18 protein-coding genes are annotated in these 17,446 nt (G+C 70.1%); 6 read left to right on the top strand and 12 right to left on the bottom strand.

Going from position 1 to position 17,446, the window contains the following annotated elements; translation table 11 throughout:
- Positions 1–62 precede the first annotated feature (62 nt).
- The 6 genes from ACRYRV_RS05700 to def form a co-directional block, all read right to left on the bottom strand.
- Positions 63–1,511, bottom strand: coding sequence for a TrkH family potassium uptake protein (locus ACRYRV_RS05700; protein WP_444985700.1), 1,449 nt, complete (start codon positions 1,509–1,511; stop codon positions 63–65).
- 40 nt (positions 1,512–1,551) lie between these two features.
- Positions 1,552–2,925 (bottom strand): Trk system potassium transporter TrkA, encoded by a 1,374-nt coding sequence (trkA, locus tag ACRYRV_RS05695; RefSeq protein ID WP_253449015.1) that lies wholly within the window; start codon positions 2,923–2,925, stop codon positions 1,552–1,554.
- A 100-nt stretch (positions 2,926–3,025) separates the two neighbouring features.
- Positions 3,026–3,232 (bottom strand): dodecin, encoded by a 207-nt coding sequence (locus ACRYRV_RS05690; protein WP_253449018.1) that lies wholly within the window; start codon positions 3,230–3,232, stop codon positions 3,026–3,028.
- A 29-nt stretch (positions 3,233–3,261) separates the two neighbouring features.
- On the bottom strand, positions 3,262–4,647 hold the full coding sequence (gene rsmB, locus ACRYRV_RS05685) for a 16S rRNA (cytosine(967)-C(5))-methyltransferase RsmB (protein ID WP_444985701.1): 1,386 nt from the start codon (positions 4,645–4,647) through the stop codon (positions 3,262–3,264).
- Entirely contained in the window at positions 4,644–5,633 is a 990-nt protein-coding gene (gene fmt, locus ACRYRV_RS05680; RefSeq protein ID WP_444985702.1) for a methionyl-tRNA formyltransferase, read from the bottom strand. Before fmt ends, rsmB begins: the two co-directional genes overlap by 4 nt.
- A gap of 110 nt (positions 5,634–5,743) precedes the next feature.
- Complete coding sequence (gene def, locus ACRYRV_RS05675) at positions 5,744–6,256, bottom strand: peptide deformylase (protein WP_253449027.1); 513 nt, start codon at positions 6,254–6,256, stop codon at positions 5,744–5,746.
- A gap of 247 nt (positions 6,257–6,503) precedes the next feature.
- Here def and ACRYRV_RS05670 point away from each other — a divergent pair, with 247 nt between their 5' ends.
- Genes ACRYRV_RS05670 through aroE form a run of 5 tightly spaced genes read left to right on the top strand, consistent with a single transcriptional unit; the run spans position 6,504 to position 11,067 of the window.
- A complete protein-coding gene (locus ACRYRV_RS05670; RefSeq protein WP_444986207.1) occupies positions 6,504–7,559 on the top strand; it encodes a LysM peptidoglycan-binding domain-containing protein in 1,056 nt (351 codons plus the stop codon).
- Between the two features lie 7 nt (positions 7,560–7,566).
- A complete protein-coding gene (gene dprA / locus ACRYRV_RS05665) occupies positions 7,567–8,679 on the top strand; it encodes a DNA-processing protein DprA (protein ID WP_374711064.1) in 1,113 nt (370 codons plus the stop codon).
- Between the two features lie 45 nt (positions 8,680–8,724).
- Positions 8,725–9,282: an L-threonylcarbamoyladenylate synthase gene (locus ACRYRV_RS05660; protein WP_253449034.1), complete on the top strand. Its 558-nt coding sequence runs from the start codon at positions 8,725–8,727 to the stop codon at positions 9,280–9,282.
- A gap of 29 nt (positions 9,283–9,311) precedes the next feature.
- On the top strand, positions 9,312–10,241 hold the full coding sequence (gene hemF / locus ACRYRV_RS05655) for an oxygen-dependent coproporphyrinogen oxidase (protein WP_444985703.1): 930 nt from the start codon (positions 9,312–9,314) through the stop codon (positions 10,239–10,241).
- A gap of 13 nt (positions 10,242–10,254) precedes the next feature.
- Entirely contained in the window at positions 10,255–11,067 is an 813-nt protein-coding gene (aroE, locus tag ACRYRV_RS05650) for a shikimate dehydrogenase (RefSeq protein WP_444985704.1), read from the top strand.
- A 14-nt stretch (positions 11,068–11,081) separates the two neighbouring features.
- On the opposite strand, the gene ACRYRV_RS05645 is transcribed toward aroE, so the two are convergent.
- Both ACRYRV_RS05645 and ACRYRV_RS05640 read right to left on the bottom strand, forming a co-directional pair.
- Entirely contained in the window at positions 11,082–11,339 is a 258-nt protein-coding gene (locus ACRYRV_RS05645; RefSeq protein ID WP_253449038.1) for a hypothetical protein, read from the bottom strand.
- Positions 11,340–11,375: 36 nt separating this feature from the next.
- The gene (locus tag ACRYRV_RS05640) at positions 11,376–12,182 is read right to left on the bottom strand and encodes a M48 family metallopeptidase (RefSeq protein ID WP_299310900.1); all 807 of its coding nucleotides are present in this window, start codon (positions 12,180–12,182) and stop codon (positions 11,376–11,378) included.
- A 126-nt stretch (positions 12,183–12,308) separates the two neighbouring features.
- Here ACRYRV_RS05640 and ACRYRV_RS05635 point away from each other — a divergent pair, with 126 nt between their 5' ends.
- On the top strand, positions 12,309–13,175 hold the full coding sequence (locus ACRYRV_RS05635) for an ATP-binding protein (RefSeq protein ID WP_444985705.1): 867 nt from the start codon (positions 12,309–12,311) through the stop codon (positions 13,173–13,175).
- A 149-nt stretch (positions 13,176–13,324) separates the two neighbouring features.
- Here the strand turns inward: ACRYRV_RS05635 and ACRYRV_RS05630 are convergent, their stop codons facing one another.
- From ACRYRV_RS05630 to ACRYRV_RS05615, 4 genes are all read right to left on the bottom strand, one after another.
- A complete protein-coding gene (locus ACRYRV_RS05630) occupies positions 13,325–13,951 on the bottom strand; it encodes a hypothetical protein (RefSeq protein ID WP_444985706.1) in 627 nt (208 codons plus the stop codon).
- A gap of 261 nt (positions 13,952–14,212) precedes the next feature.
- The gene (gene der / locus ACRYRV_RS05625; RefSeq protein WP_309637116.1) at positions 14,213–15,619 is read right to left on the bottom strand and encodes a ribosome biogenesis GTPase Der; all 1,407 of its coding nucleotides are present in this window, start codon (positions 15,617–15,619) and stop codon (positions 14,213–14,215) included.
- Positions 15,616–16,767: an outer membrane protein assembly factor BamB gene (gene bamB, locus ACRYRV_RS05620; RefSeq protein ID WP_444985707.1), complete on the bottom strand. Its 1,152-nt coding sequence runs from the start codon at positions 16,765–16,767 to the stop codon at positions 15,616–15,618. Before bamB ends, der begins: the two co-directional genes overlap by 4 nt.
- A complete protein-coding gene (locus ACRYRV_RS05615) occupies positions 16,764–17,420 on the bottom strand; it encodes a YfgM family protein (protein ID WP_253449085.1) in 657 nt (218 codons plus the stop codon). The genes bamB and ACRYRV_RS05615 overlap by 4 nt, the downstream gene beginning before the upstream one ends.
- Positions 17,421–17,446: the final 26 nt, after the last annotated feature.

Raw genomic sequence — 17,446 nt, 5'->3', positions numbered from 1 at the left:
GGCTCGATCTGAAAGGGTGAGGCAACGATTATCCATGATGCGCCCGGGCGGGCCAAATTCCCTCAGCGCCGCCAGAAGGCGGGGGTGAACAGCACCAGCACGGTGAAGATCTCCAGGCGGCCGAGCAGCATGGCCACCACCAGGATCCACTTGGCCAGGGTCGGCAGGTCGCCGTAGTGGCCGGAGGCCTCGCCGAGTGCCGGGCCCAGGTTGTTGAGGGCCGAGGCGACGGTGGACCAGGCGGTGACCTGGTCGACGCCGGTGGCCATCACCCCCACCAGCATCAGGAAGAAGAGCATCACGTAGACCGAGAAGAAGCCCCATACCGCCTGGGCGATGCCGTCCGGCACGCTCACCTTGCCCACCTTGACCGCGATCACCGCGTTGGGGTGGATCAGACGCATCACCTCGCGCATGCCCTGCTTGAGGATCAGGATGATGCGGATCACCTTCATGCCGCCGCCGGTGGAGCCGGAGCAGCCGCCCACGAAGGCGGCCATGAACAGCAGGAAGGGCAGGGCGCCCGGCCAGAGTGAGAAGTCGGCCACGCCGAAGCCGGCGGTGGTCGCCACCGAGACCACCTGGAAGAGGCCGTGGCGCAGGCCACGCTCGGTGCCATAGGTCTCGGTGAGCCACAGGGAAACCACGGTGATCACCGCCAGGCCCAGCAGGAAGAGCAGCAGGAAGCGCGCCTCGGGGTCCTGGAAGTAGTGGGTCACGCTGCGCTGGCGCCAGGCGACGAAGTGCAGGCTGAAGCTTACCGCGGAGACGATCAGGAAGAAGACGCAGATCATCTCGATCAGGGCGCTGTCGAAGTGGCCGATGCTGGCGTCATAGGTGGAGAAGCCGCCGATGGCCACCGTGGAGAAGCTGTGGCCCAGGGCGTCGAACCAGTTCATGCCGGCGGCCATGTAGGCCAGCATGCAGGTGATGGTCAGGGCGGCGTAGATGTACCAGAGCGCCTTGGCGGTCTCGGTGATGCGGGGGGTGAGCTTGGAGTCCTTGAGCGGGCCCGGGATCTCGGTGCGGTAGAGGGCCATGCCGCCGACGCCGAGCGTCGGCAGGATGGCGACGGCGAGTACCACGATGCCCATGCCGCCCAGCCACTGCAGCTGCTGGCGATAGTAGAGGATCGACTCCGGCAGGTGCTCGATGCCGGTGATCACCGTGGCGCCGGTGGTGGTGAGGCCCGAGAAGGACTCGAAGACGGCGTCGGTCAGGGAGAGCGGGGCCACGTCGGTGAGCATCAGCGGCAGCGAGCCGAACAGCGCCAGCACGCTCCAGAACAGCGCGGCGATCAGGAAGCCGTCCCGGGTGCGCAGCTCCTTGCGGGCGCGGCGGTTGGGCAGGAACATCGCCAGGCCGGTCAGAACGGTGATGCCGATGGCCGCCGTGAAGGCGTGCCACTGGCCGTCGCCGAACAGCAGCGAGATCAGGATCGGCGGCATCATGGTCAGGCTGAACAGTATCAGCAGCAGCCCCAGGATGCGCAGGATCATGCGCAGGCTCATCGAGCGGTGCTCCCCGTCGTTGTGTGGTCCGATTGTCCGGCTAGAAGAAGGTGAGGCCGACCTGGAACAGCCGCTCTACCTCGCGGATGCGGCGCTTGTCGATCACGAACAGGATCACATGGTCGCCGGACTCCACCACCACGTCGTCGTGGGCGATCAGCACCTCCTTGCCGCGCACGATGGCGCCGATGGTGGTGCCGCGGGGCAGGTCGATCTCGCCGATGGCGCGCCCCACCACTTTCGAGGACTGGGTATCGCCGTGGGCGATCGCCTCGATGGCCTCGGCGGCGCCGCGGCGCAGGGAGTGGACGTTGACGATATCGCCGCGCCGCACGTGGGTCAGCAGGCTGCCGATGGTGGCCTGCTGGGGCGAGATGGCGATATCGATCTCGCCGCCCTGCACCAGGTCCACGTAGGCGGCGTTGTTGATCAGCGTCAGCACCTTCTTGGCCCCCATGCGCTTGGCCAGCATCGACGACATGATGTTGACCTCGTCGTCGTTGGTCAGGGCGCAGAAGATGTCGCACTCCTCGATGTTCTCCTCCTCCAGCAGCCGCTTGCTGGTGGCGCTGCCGTGCAGCACCACGGTGCGGTCCAGCCGCTCGGAGAGCACCGTGCAGCGCTCAAGGCTGTGCTCGATGATCTTCACCTGGTGGCTGTGCTCCAGGTGCTCGGCCAGGCGCTCACCGATATTGCCGCCGCCGGCGATGATGATCCGGCGAAAGTCGCGGTCGAGGCGGCGCAGCTCGCTCATCACCGCCCGGATATCGCGGCGGGCGGCGATGAAGAAGACCTCGTCGTCGGCCTCGATGACGGTGTCGCCCCGGGGGATGATCGGCCGGTTGCGGCGATAGATGGCGGCGACGCGGGTGTCCACGCTGGGCATGTGGCGGCGCAGGAAGGCCAGGTCCTGGCCCACCAGGGGCCCGCCATAGATCGCCTTGACGGCCACCAGCTGTACCAGGCCGCTGGCGAACTCCAGCACCTGCAGGGCACCGGGATGCTCGATTAGCCGGCGGATATGGTCGGTGACCACCTGCTCGGGGCTGATCAGCACGTCGATGGGCACCGCCTCGTGGGCGAAGAGCCCCTTGCGGGTCAGGTAGGCGGTGGCGCGGACCCGGGCGATCTTGGTGGGGGTGCGAAACAGGGTATGGGCGACCTGGCAGGCGATCATGTTGACCTCGTCCTGGCTGGTCACCGCGATCAGCATGTCGGCGTCCTCGCAGCCCGCCTGGCGCAGCACCATGGGGTAGGAGCCGGGCCCCACCACGGTGCGAATGTCGAGCTTGGTATGCAGTTCGCGCAGCTTGTCACCGTCGGTGTCGATGACGGTGATGTCGTTCTCCTCCCGGGCCAGGTGTTCGGCCAGGGTGCCGCCGACCTGGCCGGCGCCGAGGATGATGATCTTCATGGAGTCTGAGGTCCGCTTCCAGCGAGTGCGGCGCACCTTGTGCGCCGCAACATGGTAGCGGCAAGCCTAAACCAGCCGCCGGGAGAAGAACAGCTCGCCATCAGTCGAGGGTGAAGCCCACCTTGATGGTGACCTGCCAGTGGGCCACGCGGCCGTGCTCGATATGGCCGCGGGTATCGATGACCTCGAACCAGCGCATGCCGTGCAGGCTCTCGCTCGCCTTGGCAAGGGCGCTCTCGATGGCCTGCTGGATGCCCTCCTCGGAGGAGCCGGTCAGCTCGATATGCTTGTAGATGTGGTTGCTCATCATGCCTCCTGGGTTCAGGTGACTCGGGTTCATGCCTTACGCTTTCTCAGTCTGGCATAGAAGAAGCCGTCATGGCCGTCGAGCTCGGGGAGCAGCTGGCGGCCGGCGCCGGCGGGCCGCCCCCAGGCCACGTCTTCGGGGGTGGTGGCCTCGGCATCCGGGGTGCGCGCGAGGAAGGCGTCGATCTGCTCGCTGTTCTCCTCGGGGAACACCGAGCAGGTGGCGTAGAGCAGGGTGCCCCCTTCGCGCAGCAGCGGCCAGAGGTTATCGAGCATCTTCCCCTGCAGGACGGCCAGGGCCTTGATGTCCGAGGGACGGCGCAGCCGCTTGATATCGGGGTGGCGGCGGATGACCCCGCTGCCGGAGCAGGGCGCATCGAGGAGGATCGCCTCGAAGGGCTCGCCGTCCCACCAGTCGCGCCCGGTGGCGTCGCCGTGGGTCAGGCGAGCCTGGAGGTGCAGGCGGGCCAGGGCATCTTCGACCCGGGCCAGGCGCTCGGCGTCGCTGTCCACCGCCTGCATGTCGATGTCGAAGAGCTCCAGCAGGTGGCTGGTCTTGCCCCCGGGGGCGCAGCAGGCGTCCAGTACCCGGGCGCCGGGGCGGGGTGCCAGGATGGGGCCGAGCAGCACGCTGGTGAGCTGAGCGGCCTCGTCCTGGACGCTGACGTGGCCCTCCTCGAAGCCCGGCAGCAGCTGGACATCACAGGGGGTCTTCAGGGTGATGCCGTCCGGGGCATGGAGGCAGAGGTGAGCCGTGATGCCGGCGGCGGCCAGGCGCTCCAGGTAGGCCTCGCGGTCGCCATGGCGGCGGTTGACCCGCAGCGTCATGGGGCCCGGTGCGTTGTTGGCCTGGGCGATGGCGCGCCAGTCGTCGGGCCAGGCCTGGCGCAGTGCCTTGAGCAGCCACTTCGGGTGCAGCAGCGCCACCGCCGGGTCGCGGTCTACCTCGGCCTGGAGCTCCGCGGCTTCCCGCTGCAGGCGGCGCAGGCAGCCGTTGAGCACCCGGGTGGCCCACTCCTTGCCGAGCAGCCGGGCGGCGCCGGCGGTCTCGCCCACCGCGGCGTGGGCCGGAATGCGCAGGTAGAGCAGCTGGTGGATGCCGAGCAGCAGTAGCGCCTGGACGTCGGCATCCCGGGCCTTGAAGGGCTTCACCAGCAGCCTTGCCGCCAGCGCCTCGAGGCGGGGCAGGGTACGGCAGGTGCCGTAGCAGAGCGCCTTGAACAGGCTGCGGTCCCTGGCGACCACCTGGTGGTCGTCGAGGCCGGTGAGCGACCCCTTGCCGGTGATCACCGGGACCAGGGCGCGGGCGGCGGCGGCGCGTACCGCCAGGCCGCCGTCGTTTTCCAGGCCACGTGCCTCCTGGCGGCCCCTGCGCTGGCGGGAGGGGCGGGGGGCTTGCTCGGAAGGCTGGCTCATGGGAAGGCCTCCTCGGTGCGCTGGCCGAGTCGCTGGCCGGGGGTGAAGCGCTCGGCCCGAGCGCGCAGCAGCTCACTCACCGGCAGCGCCTTGCCGCCGGGCAGCTGGGCCAGGGTCACCCTCAGCACCTCGCTGCCGTCGGGGCCGCAGGCGATGCGCAGGGCCTCGCCGTCGTGGTCGAGCAGGGTGCCGGGGCCGGCGGGTGATTCGTCGGCTCCGAGCCCGCCCGGCTCGGCCATCAGCAGCCGCAGGCGGTCGCCGTCGAAGGCGCACCAGGTCACCGGCCAGGGGTTGAAGGCGCGCACCCGGGCCGCCAGCCGGGCGGCGGGCTCGCGGAAGTCCAGCTCCGCCTCGGCCTTGGAGAGCTTGGCGGCGTAGGTGACGCCGGCCTCCGGCTGGGGCGTGGCGGGAAGCCCCTCGCCCGCCAGGGCGTCCAGGGCCTCGACGATGGCCTTGCCGCCGAGCCCGGCCAGGGTGTCGTGGAGCTCGCCGCCGGTGGTGGTGGCGGTGATCGGAGTGCGCCGGATCAGCAGCATATCGCCGGTATCGAGCCCTTCGTCCATCTGCATGATGGTCACGCCGCTCTCGGCATCCCCGGCCTCGATGGCGCGCTGGATGGGCGCGGCGCCGCGCCAGCGGGGCAGCAGCGAGGCGTGGACGTTGAGGCAGCCGAGCCGCGGAGTCTCCAGCACCGCCTTGGGCAGGATCAGGCCGTAGGCCACCACCACCATGAGGTCGGCGCCGAGTGTGGCCAGTTCGGCCTGGGCCTCCGGCGACTTTAGCGTTTCGGGCTGGAAGACCGGGAGGTCGTGCTCGAGGGCGAGCCGCTTGACCGGGCTCGGCGTCAGCTTGCGGCCACGGCCTGAGGGGCGGTCCGGCTGGGTGTAGACGGCGATGACGCGGTGGCGGCTGGCGAGCAGCGCCTGGAGGCTCTCGGCGGCGAAGTCGGGGGTGCCGGCGAAGATGATGCTGAGGGGTCGAGACATGAATCCGGGCCTTGCCAGTGGGCGATGTCTCCATGATAACGGAGCCGGACGCAAACGACGAAGGCCGGCGCATGGCGCCGGCCTTCCGGAGGAGGAGAGACGCAGCGGAGTCAGGCGCCCTGCATCAGCTTGTGGCGCTTCTGCATCTTCTTCATCACGCGGTCGCGCTTGAGCGGCGAGAGGTAGTCCACGAAGAGCACGCCCTCGAGGTGGTCATGCTCGTGCTGGATGCAGTGGGCCAGCAGGCCCTCGGCCTCGAGCTCGAAGGGCTTGCCGTCGCGATCCAGGGCCTTGAGGTGAACCTTGAGGGCGCGCGGTACCTCGGCATAGTACTCGGGGATCGACAGGCAGCCCTCGGAGAGGAGGTCGCGCTCCTCGCCGATAGGCGTATATTCCGGATTGATCATCACCAGCGGCGCGTTCTGAGCATCGCTGACGTCCATCACGATCACCCGGCGATGCACGTCGACCTGGGTGGCTGCCAGCCCGATGCCGCGGGCGTCGTACATGGTCTCGAGCATATCGTCGACCAGCCGGCGCACCTCGTCGTCGACCGACTCGACCGGCGCTGCCGTGGTGCGCAGGCGCTCGTCAGGGAATTCGAGGATCGGTAATTTGGCCATGGCGTTGGTTTCACCGTTATGCTGTCATTTACAGAATGACACTATTCTAGAGGGGAGCGCTCGGGGCAGAAACCGCCGAATGCGCATCACGTCGATAACCTCAGACTATACCACGCCGGCCAGGTTCACCTAGAGCCACCAGGTTCACCCAGGGTGACAGAGGGCCGGTGCCGAGACGCGGGGGAGAGCAGGGATGAAGCAGAGCAGAGAGGGCAGGCAGCGGCGGTGCTGGCCGACCCGGGCAGCGATGCTGCTGGGCGTGGCGATGGCGCTGGGGGGGCTGGGGCTGGGCGCCCAGGCTCAGGGGCTCAGCTGGGACGATGGCCTGAGAGGCGACGCCCCGGAGCGCTATACGGTAGTGCGCGGCGATACCCTGTGGGATATCTCCGGCCGCTTCCTGCGCCACCCCTGGCAGTGGCCGGAGGTGTGGCAGGTCAACCCGCAGATCCGCAACCCGCATCTGATCTATCCCGGCGACGTCATCTACCTCTACGACTGCAACGGGCGCCCCTGCCTGGGGCTCGAGCGCGGCCAGGGGCAGGTACGGCTTTCACCGGAGATGCGCACCATTCCCCATCGCGAGGCGATCGAGCCGATTCCCCTCGAGGCGGTGCGCCAATTCCTGCGCGACCATCGCATCGCCGATGACCCGGAAAGCCTCGACGAGCTGGCCTATGTGGTGGGCGGGGACGACCGTCGCCTGATGAGTGGCGTGGGGGACCGCCTCTACGCCCGCGGAGAGGTGGAGGGGAGCGGCCGGGTCGGCTTCTATCGCGTGGGCGAGCGCTTCATGGATCCCGCCACCGGCGAGCTCTTGGGGCTGGAGCTCGAGAGCGTCGGCCAGGCGCGCCGTGAGCGTCAGGAAGACGAGATCGTGGTGCTGGAGGTGACCTCGTCCCGCCAGGAAGTGCGCAACAACGATATCGTGCTGCCCCTGGAGGTTCGTGACCTGGTGACCGAGTTCACTCCGCGCGCCCCGGAGCAGGAGGTGGAGGGCACCATCCTGGCGGTGCCGGGTGGCGTGCAGTTCATCGGTCGCCTGCAGGTGGTAGCCCTTGACCGCGGCCGCCGAGATGGCCTCGAGCCCGGCCACGTGCTGATGGTCGAGCAGCGCGGCGAGCTGGTCAGCGACCCTCGCACCGGTGAGTCCCTGCGCCTGCCCGGAGAGGATGCCGGCCTGGTGATGGTGTTCCAGCCCTACGAGAAGATGAGCTATGGCCTGGTGATGAAGGCCAGCCGGACCCTCTCCATCGGGGATCGCGTTCACACTCCGCAGAGCGGCCTGGACGCCGCCCTGCGCTGAGGCTGAGGTGAGCACGGTGCGGCCCGGGGCCCGGGAGTGGCTGGTGCTGAGTCAGCTGCCGGGCATCGGCCCGGCGCGGCTGGCCGAGGTGGCCTCACGTGCCTCGGCCTGGCCGGACGGCTGGCTGGCGCTGCTGCCGAAGGAGGCCGCCACGGCGCTGCGCCTGTGGCTGGACCACCCTGCCCGCAGCCCCCTGAGGGGCGAAATCGCCCGGGCTGAGGCGTGGCTCGCTGCCGCGCCCGCCCGCCACCTGCTCCATCCTGACCACCCCGCCTGGCCGCGCCTGCTGGAGGAAACCGCCGACCCGCCGCCCGTGCTGTGGGCCTGGGGAGACCTCGGTGCGCTCTCGCCACCGCGGTTGGCCATGGTGGGCGCCCGCCGCGCGACCCGGGAAGGGCTGACCAATGCGGCGCGCTTCGCCCGGGACCTGGCGGGGCGCGGCTGGTGCGTGGTCAGCGGCATGGCGCTGGGCATCGATGCCGCCGCCCAGCAGGCGGCGCTGGCGGCCGGTGGGGCCAGCGTTGCCGTGCTTGGCTGCGGCGTCGACGTGGTCTACCCCGCACGCCACCATCGGCTGCATGAGCGGCTCCGTGAGCCCGGCGGCCTGCTGCTCTCCGAGCATCCGCCCGGCACGCCGGCGCGGCCAGCCTATTTCCCGCGTCGCAATCGCATCGTCACCGGCCTCTCCTATGGGGTGCTGGTGGTGGAGGCCGCCGAGCGCAGCGGTTCCCTGGTCAGCGCCCGGCTGGCCGCCGAGCAGGGGCGCGAGGTGTTCGCGCTGCCGGGCTCCATCCACAACCCCCAGGCCAGGGGCTGCCTGCGGCTGATCCGTGACGGCGCGGCGCTGGTCTGCGAGGTGGACGATATCATCGCCGAGCTGAGCCAGTGGCAGCCCGTCCAGGCCGCCGCCGCGCCGCTGGCGGAGGCGGCCGCGGCCAGTAACCCGCGGCTCGGCGACCCCCTGCTGCGCTGGCTGAGCGGCACGCCGACGCCGGTGGATGCGCTGGTGGGGCTCTCCGGGCTTGGCGTCATCGAGTGTCAGCGTCGCCTGCTTGAGCTTGAGCTGGAGGGACGCGTTGCCCATGCCGCCGGCGGCTGGGTACGGCTCTCGGGAGCGTGATAGAATCCGCGCCCGTTCCCGCCTCTTTGCCGCCCAGGAGTCCCCATGAGCCAGGCCAGCCAGATCGCCCATGCCGTTGCCGCCCTGCGTCGGGGCGGTGTCATCGCCTACCCCACCGAGGCCGTGTGGGGGCTGGGCTGCGACCCGGATAACGACGAGGCGCTGGCGCACCTGCTGCGCCTCAAGCAGCGCGACCCCGCCAAGGGGGTGATCCTGGTGGCGGGGCGCATCGAGCAGTTCGCCGCCTGGCTCGAAGGGTTACCCCTCGAGCTTCACGCGCCTCTGGCGGCCAGCTGGCCGGGGCCCAATACCTGGCTGGTGCCCGACAACGGCCGCAGCCATGGCCTGGTGCGAGGCTGTCATGACAGGGTGGCGCTGCGGGTCAGCGCCCATCCCCTGGTCGCCCAGCTCTGCGAGGCCTTCGGAGGCCCCATCGTCTCCACCTCGGCCAATATCGCCAGCGAACCGCCGGCCATGAGCGCCAACGAGGTGCGCGCCATCTTCGCCGACGGCCTGGATGCCGTGGTCGAGGGCGAGCTGGGCGGTCTCGAGCGGCCCAGCACCATCCGCGACCTGGCCACCGGCCAGGTGCTGCGTTCCTGATTTCCCCTGCGCTTTCCGAGGAGACCCCCTTGACCCACGCCCGACTCGACCACGTCAAGACCTACCTGCTCGACCTCCAGGAGCGGCTCTGTGCGGCCCTGGCCGCCGAGGACGGCGGCCGGGGCTTTCGGGAGGACGCCTGGGAGCGCCCCGAAGGCGGCGGCGGGCGCTCCCGGGTGATCGAGGGCGGCCGGGTCTTCGAGAAGGGTGGGGTCAACTTCTCCCACGTCTTCGGCGAGCGCCTGCCCCCCTCGGCCACCGCGGCGCGCCCGGAGCTGGCCGGGCGCAGCTTCCATGCGGTGGGTGTCTCCTGGGTGCTGCACCCCGAGAACCCCCACGTGCCCACCAGCCACGGCAACGTGCGCTTCTTTATCGCCGAGAAGCCCGGCGAGGCGCCGGTGTGGTGGTTTGGCGGCGGCTTCGACCTCACCCCCTACTACCCGGTGCTCGAGGACGTGGTGCACTGGCACCGGGTGGCCCGGGACGCCTGTGCCCCCTTCGGCGAGGGGGTCTATCCGCGCTACAAGGCGTGGTGCGACGACTACTTCTACCTGAAGCACCGCGACGAGACCCGCGGCGTCGGTGGGCTCTTCTTCGACGACCTCAACGAAGGGGGCTTCGAGCCGTGCTTCGCCTTCCAGCGCGCCGTGGGCGACGCCTTCCTCGATGCCTATCTGCCCATCGTGCGCCGCCGCCGCGAGACGCCCTGGAGCGAGCGCGAGCGCGACTTCCAGCTCTACCGCCGCGGCCGCTACGTGGAGTTCAACCTGGTCTGGGACCGCGGCACCCTCTTCGGGCTGCAGAGCGGTGGGCGCACCGAGTCGATCCTGATGTCGATGCCGCCCCTGGCACGCTGGGAGTACGCCTGGGAGCCCGAGCCCCGCAGCCCCGAGGCGGAGCTCTATGCGAACTACCTGCGCCCCCGGGACTGGCTGGGCGAGGCGAACCTCGATGAGTGATCAAGGAGTGACCATGACCGACCGCTACTGTGTCTTCGGCCATCCGGTGGCCCACTCGAAGTCGCCGGCCATCCATGCCGCCTTCGCCGCCCAGACCGGCCAGACCATGGAGTACAGCGCCATCGAGGCGCCCCTGGACGACTTTGCCGGTGCCTGGCGGCGCTTCGTGGCCGAGGGCGGGCGCGGCGCCAACGTCACCGTGCCCTTCAAGGAGGAGGCCTTCCGCCTCTGCGACACCCTGAGCCAGCGCGCCCGGCGGGCCGGGGCGGTGAATACCCTGATCCTGGGCGGCAACGGGGCGACGTATGGCGATACCACCGACGGGGTGGGGCTGGTGCGCGACCTTAAGCGCGCCGGGGTGGACCTGGCCGGCGCCCGGCTCCTGGTGCTGGGAGCCGGCGGGGCGGTGCGCGGCGTGCTGGAGCCGCTGCTGGCCGAGGCGCCGGCGAACCTGGTCGTGGCCAACCGCACCGCCGAAAAGGCCGAGCGGCTAGCCGCCGACTTCCGGGACCTGGGAGAGATCGCCGGTGGCGGCTTCGACGCCGCGGCCGGTCCCTTCGACCTGGTGATCAACGGCACCAGCGCGAGCCTCGCCGGCGACCTGCCGCCGCTGCCCGACGACCTCTTCTCGGAGGGTGCCACCGCCTACGACATGATGTATGGCGCCGAGCCCACGGTCTTCCTGCGCTGGGCCGCCGAGCGCGGTGCCCACGCCGTGGATGGCCTTGGCATGCTGGTGGAGCAGGCGGCGGAGTCCTTCTTCCAGTGGCGCGGCAAGCGCCCCGACACTGCCCCGGTGCTGGAGGCGCTCAGGGCGTCGCTATGATCTCGGCGCCGCTCTCAGCGTCTTTTGACATAGAGCCCGACCATGCAGAGCCCCACCCCGATCACCGACAGCAGCATGCCGCCGTTGACCAGCCAGGGGTAGCGCTGCAGCCAGGAGACGAAGGGCTGCGGGGTGTCACGGCACACCCTCTCCAGATAGTCCCAGTGGCCACCCGAGAGCGTGCACTCCCGTACGCTCGAGTATTCCCAGAAGTAGACCCCCATCAACAGCAGGATGGGGGCGATCAGCAGCAGTAGTCCGAGTCTCAGCATTCGCTTTCCAAAAATGAGTTGGGTCTCAGTGTTTTCCTAGGGGCGCGGGCAGTTGGGCGTCCGCCCCGCCTGACGGGCGCGCTCGTAGCGAGCCAGGGCGTCATCCATGTTGGCCTGAAGGCCGGCCATGCGCTGGCCCTGGCTCGGGTGGGTGGACATCCAGGCCGGGGGCCGGGCGCCGCCGCCGGCGGCCTCCATGTTCTGCCACAGGGTAACGCTTTCTCGCGGATCGAAGCCGGCCTCGGCCATCAGGCGCAGCCCGATGATGTCCGCCTCGCTCTCATGGCGGCGGGAGAAGGGCAGCAGCACGCCGTACTGGGCGCCCAGCCCCAGCGCGCCCATCATCTGCTCGCCGGCCGGCCCCTGCATGCCGGAGACCGAGGAGAGCACCGAGAGTCCGAGCTGGGTGGCGGTCTGGGTGGAGACCCGCTCGTTGGCGTGGCGGGCCAGCACGTGGCCCACCTCGTGGCCGATCACCGTGGCCAGCTGGTCCTGGGTTTCGGCGATGCGCAACAGACCGGTGTTGACCCCCATGTAGCCGCCGGGCAGGGCGAAGGCGTTGGCCTGATCCGACTCGAAGACGCGGATCTGCCAGTCCTGGGCGCGCTGCTGCTCCGGCGGCAGGGCGCCCACGATGGCATCGGCCACGCACTGCACATAGCGGTGGGTGGCGCCGCCCACGGTGGGCAGGTCCTGCTGGTACTGCTCGAAGGCCTGGGCGCCCATCTGATTGAGCTGGGCATCGGACACCAGAGTCAGCTGCTGTCGACCCGTGGGTGAGGTGGCGCAGGCGGTGAGAGTCAGGCAGAGGGCACCGATGGCGAGGGGCTTGATCCAGCGCATTGGGGGTCTCCTTGGCGGGCAAGCGGGAATCCAGACGCATGAGAAGCTGGACGAGGCGTCGAAGTTCGCCACAAGATACCGGGAACGACCTCGAGGTCAACCGCACAATACGGAGAAGGAGCCTTCATGGACGCCGAGCTGACCCGCCGCCTGATGAATCTGCTGGATCATGTGGAGCACTGGTTGCCGCCGCCTCCCCAGGAGGTGGACTGGACCCGGGACGTGGCGGCCCTGTGGCAGCGCCACAGCCTGGGCGGCCGGCTGCTGCCGGTGCCGCCGCGCGATGCCCTGAGCCTGGATGACCTGCTGGGCATCGAGCGCCAGAAGCTGGCGCTGGTGGACAACACCCGGGCCTTTCTCCAGGGCCTGCCGGCCAACCATGCGCTGCTGTGGGGCTCCCGGGGCAGCGGCAAGTCGTCGCTGATCCGGGCGCTGCTCAACTCCCTGGCCGATGAGGGGTTGAGGCTGGTGCAGGTGGATCGCCACGATCTCGCCGGCCTTCCCATGCTGGTCGCCCAGCTGCGCGACCAGCCGCACCGCTTCGTGGTCTACTGCGACGACCTCTCCTTCGAGGGGCACGACGACGCCTACAAGGCGCTGAAGAGCGTGCTGGACGGTGCCCTGACCGGCCCGCCCCCCAACGTGCTGCTCTACGCCACCTCCAACCGCCGCCACCTGCTGCCGGAATCCATGAGCGACAATGAGGGCTCACGGCTGGTGGGCGACGAGCTCCACCACGGCGACGCCGTGGAGGAGAAGATCTCGCTCTCCGATCGTTTCGGCCTGTGGCTGGGCTTCCACCCCTTCAATCAGGATGTCTACCTGGAGGCGTGCTGTCACTGGGTCACCCAGCTGGGCAGCCGCGAGGACTGGAGCGCCGAGGCCCGCGCCGAGGCGATCCGCTTCGCCACCCTGCGCGGCGGGCGCAGCGGTCGCGGCGCCTGGCAGTTCGCCACCCAGTGGGTGGGCCGCCGGCGCCTGCACGGGCAGTAGCCGCCAGCGGGGCCACAGGCGAGGGGCGCCGGGGGCAGGCCTGGAGGGGGTCCTATGCCAGGGATGGCATCGGTAGCGCCCAGGGAGGGGTTCACAGCGCCCCCGATCAGGCCTGTCGCCGGAACAGCCCCGAGCGCATGGCGTAGGACCTACCCCCGCGGAATCAGCCTGCCGTCCTCGCCCACGCCCAGGCGGATGGTGGGGGTGAGCAGGCCGGCGGGCAGGGTCATGCCCAGGCCGCGCAGGTCCCCGGGGGTGATGGCCAGCTCGCTGCCGGCGGGCAGCTCGCCCTGGCGTGCCAGCTGGCTGGCCAGCTCCACCATGGGGCCGAGCCCCTCGCGGCCGCCGGCCAGCAGGTCGAAGGCCACCGGCAGGCGCAGGTTGGCGTCGTCACTCGAGGTCAGGGTCACGTCCTGCTCATACTGGCCGCTGACCGGGTCGACGCCCGGCATGTCCAGGCTCCAGCGGAAGCCCGACATCTCCACCGGCGGCATGCCGGTGGGCAGCCCCAGGCCCATGGCCAGGGTCGCCTGCACCGGCAGGCTGCCGGCGCCCAGGCTCGAGAGCGCCAGGGACATGATATCGCTGGTATCGAGGCGGGCATCCACGGCGTAGGGGCCGATGCGCACCTCCTCCACCCCCAGCGAGGTCACCGCCAGGCGGAAGGCGAAGAGCCCGGTCTGGGGCAGCGCCAGGCAGCCGGCGAGCAGGGCGGAGAGGCACAGCGGGGCAAGCAGCCGCCAGCGCCGGAAACGGGCAGGAACGAGACGAAACATGGGCGGAGATGCCTCCTGTCGGAATGGGGGGTAACGATGGGCGGGGCCCGCGGCGCACTATGCTGCGCTGCAAAATCGGCGCATTAGAGGGCCGGCGGGCCCGGCTGTCAAGCGGATTGTGTCAAGGGGTCGTGCCATGCGGATTCTGCGGGATTCGGCGAGGCGCGGGAAGTGGCCGAAAAGCGACAGCGCCCGGCCGCTCCTCTGTCGTTGCAGGGGCGGGCCGGGCGCTGCCAGGCGGGCTGGACGCGGCGGATTGATTCAGCGGCGGCGGCTGTTGCGTGCCTCCTTGGTGCGGCCCAGTTCGCGCTTCTTGGCCTTCTCGCGGTCGCTGGCATCGGCCATGGGGTCGAAGGGGTTCTTGCCCGAGCGGAATTCGAAGCGCATCGGCGTGCCGCGGACCTTGAGCACCTTGCGGAAGGTGTTGGTCAGGTAGCGGCGGTAGGCCTCGGGCAGCGACTCGGTCTGGTTGCCGTGGACCACGATGATCGGCGGATTGGCGCCGCCCTGGTGGGCCATGCGCAGCTTGATCCGTCGGCCATGCACCATGGGCGGCTGGTGGGACTCCACCGCGTCCTGGAGGATGGTGGTCAGGCGGTTGGTGGACCAGTGGGCGTTGGCCGAGGCGAAGGCGCGCTCGATGGAGGGGTAGAGGTCGCCCACCCCGGTGCCGTGCAGCGCCGAGATGTAGTGCAGGTCGGCGTAGTCGGCGAAGCCCAGGCGGCGCTTGATCTCGGCGCGCATCTTCTCCTTGGCCTCGCTCTCCAGGCCGTCCCACTTGTTGACCACCAGCACCAGGGCGCGGCCGCTGGTCAGCACATAGTCGAGCAGGTGCAGGTCCTGCTCCACCAGGCCGGTGCGGCCATCCAGCACCATGATGGCGACATGGCACTCCTTGATCGCATCCAGGGTCTTGATGATCGAGAACTTCTCGGCGATCTCATGGACGTTCTTGCGCCGCCGGACCCCGGCGGTATCCACCAGCACATAGGGCTTGCCGCGGCGTTCGAAGGGGATCTCGATGGCGTCGCGGGTGGTGCCCGCCTCGTCGAAGACCACCACCCGCTCCTCGCCGAGCAGGCGGTTGACCAGGGTCGACTTGCCCACGTTGGGGCGGCCGATCACGCCGATACGGATGCCCTTGGTGCCGGTGTCCACCGGGATGCTCTCGTCGCGCTCGGGGAAGGGCGAGAGCACTTCGTCGATCAGGGCGGTCACGTTGCGGCCGTGGGCGGCGGCGATGGGGCGCGGCTCGCCGAGGCCCAGCTCCCAGAACTCCGCCACGGCGCTCGGCTCGTCGAGGCCATCGGTCTTGTTGACCACCAGCCAGGTCTTCTTCTGGTTGACCCTCAGGTGGTTGGCGATGGCCTGGTCGGCCACGTTGAGGCCGGCTCGGGCGTCCACCAGGAAGAGCACGATGTCCGCCTCGTCGATGGCGACGAGGGACTGCTCGGCCATGGCGGCATCGATGCCCTCCTCGTCGCCGCTGATGCCGCCGGTATCGATCACCGTATAGGCCTTGCCGCCGAGCACGCCGTTACCGTACTTGCGGTCGCGGGTCAGGCCCGGGAAGTCAGCCACCAGGGCGTCCCGGGAGCGGGTCAGGCGGTTGAACAGGGTCGACTTGCCCACATTGGGGCGGCCGACCAGGGCGATCACTGGGGTCATTGGCGAATATCCAGGGCCTTGAGGGTGCCGTCATTGGCCAGCACGTGGATGCGGCGGCCGTCGGTGATGGGGCGCACGCTGATACCGGAGCGGTCGACCCGGTCGCGGCCCACCAGCTCACCGCTGCGGGCGTCGATCAGGTGCAGATAGCCTTCGAAGTCGCCGAATACCAGGCGGCCGTCGGCGAAGGCCGGGGCGGTGATGCTGCGGCCCTCCAGGGCGGTGTTGCGCCAGATCTCCTCGCCGCTGTTGGCGTCCAGGGCATGGATATGGCCCGCCTCGTCCACGGCGAACAGGAAGTCACCCACCAGGACCGGCGTATGGTAGCTGGAGAAGTCGATGGCCCACAGCGGCTCGCCGCGGGTGGCCTCCAGGGCGACCAGACGGCCGTTGAAGCTGGTGACGAAGAGGCGGCCGTCCGGGGTCAGCACCGGCTGGGCGGCCAGGTCCACCAGGCGCTCGATATCGCTGCGGCCCTGGGCCACGGCGATGCGGCGCTCCCACAGCGGCTGGCCGCTGCGGTTGTCCAGGGTCACCAGGCGGCCGTTGGCGAAGCCGGCGAAGGTCACGGGGTCGATCACCGTGGGGGTGCCGGTGCCGCGCAGGGTGAGCGCCGGGCGACTGGCGCTGTAGCGCCAGCGCTCCTCGCCGCTGGCGCGGTCCAGGGCGGTGACCGAGCCGTCGACGCTCTGCACCACCAGCAGCTGCTGGTTGGGCTGCGGGGCGGCCAGCACCTCGCTGGGGACCCGGGCGCGCCAGCGCACGCTGCCATCGCGCTGGCTCAGGGCCAGCACCTCGCCGTTGCGGGTGCCCAGGTAGACGTCGCCGGCCACGGCAGTCAGGGCGCTGGAGACCGGCACCTCGAGGTCCACCTGCCACTGGCGGTCGCCGTCGTCGGCGGCAAAGGCCGAGAGCCGGCCGCGCTCATCGGCGGCGAAGAGGGTGTCGCCATCCCGGGAGGGGGCGATGGGGTAGCCGGCGCGGCCCAGGCCGCGGCCTGCCCGCTGGCTCCAGGCCGTGGAGAGGGTATCGCGCTCCTCGAAGCTTGAGAGCTCCTTGGGCGGATACTGAGGTTCTACCTGGTTGCCGGCGCAGCCGGCCAGCAGGGCGAGCCCGGCCAGGGCGGCGATCAGAAAGGTCGGTTTCATGAGTCGACTCCAAGACCCAGGTTGTCGAGCTTGAGCTGCACGCCGTAGAGCGGCTGGTCGCGGGCTTCGGCCAGGTCCAGCGCCTCGCGCCAGGCCTCGCCGGCATCGCCTTCGCGCCCCAGGGCGTGGTAGGCGTCGCCGCGCACCTCGGCGCGCTGTGCCGCCAGCGCCTCGGGCACGCCGGCGTCCAGGGTGGAGAGCGCCGCCTCGGCGTCGCCCTGGGCGACCTGCAGGCGCGCCAGGCGCAGGCGTGCCAGGCCCTTGACGTAGTCGCGGCCGCTGGCATCGATCACCGCCTCCAGGGCGGCGCGGGCGCCGGGGAGGTCCTCGTCGGCCACTGCCAGGCGGGCATCGATCAGCCGCGCCAGGTCGGCGTAGAGGGTCTTGCCGTGGTTGTCGGTGATCTCCACCACCAGCTCCCGGGCCTCGGCCAGGGTGGCGTCATCGAGCTGGCTGCCGGCGGTCAGGTTGATCAGGTACTGGTAGCGGGCCGAGGCGGCGCTGGCCTGGTTCTCCTGATAGCTCTGCCAGGCGTTCCAGCCGATCACGCCGGCGGCGGCGATGGCCACCCCGGCGATCAGCGATACGCCGTTCTCCTTCCACCAGCGTTTGAGCGCTTCGAGCTGCTCTTCTTCGGTTCTCAGCTCCGCCACGGGCGGCCTCCTTGTAGGGTTCCGAT

This window comes from Halomonas mongoliensis (assembly GCF_052496345.1).
This window is presented reverse-complemented; position numbering and strand designations above follow the sequence as displayed.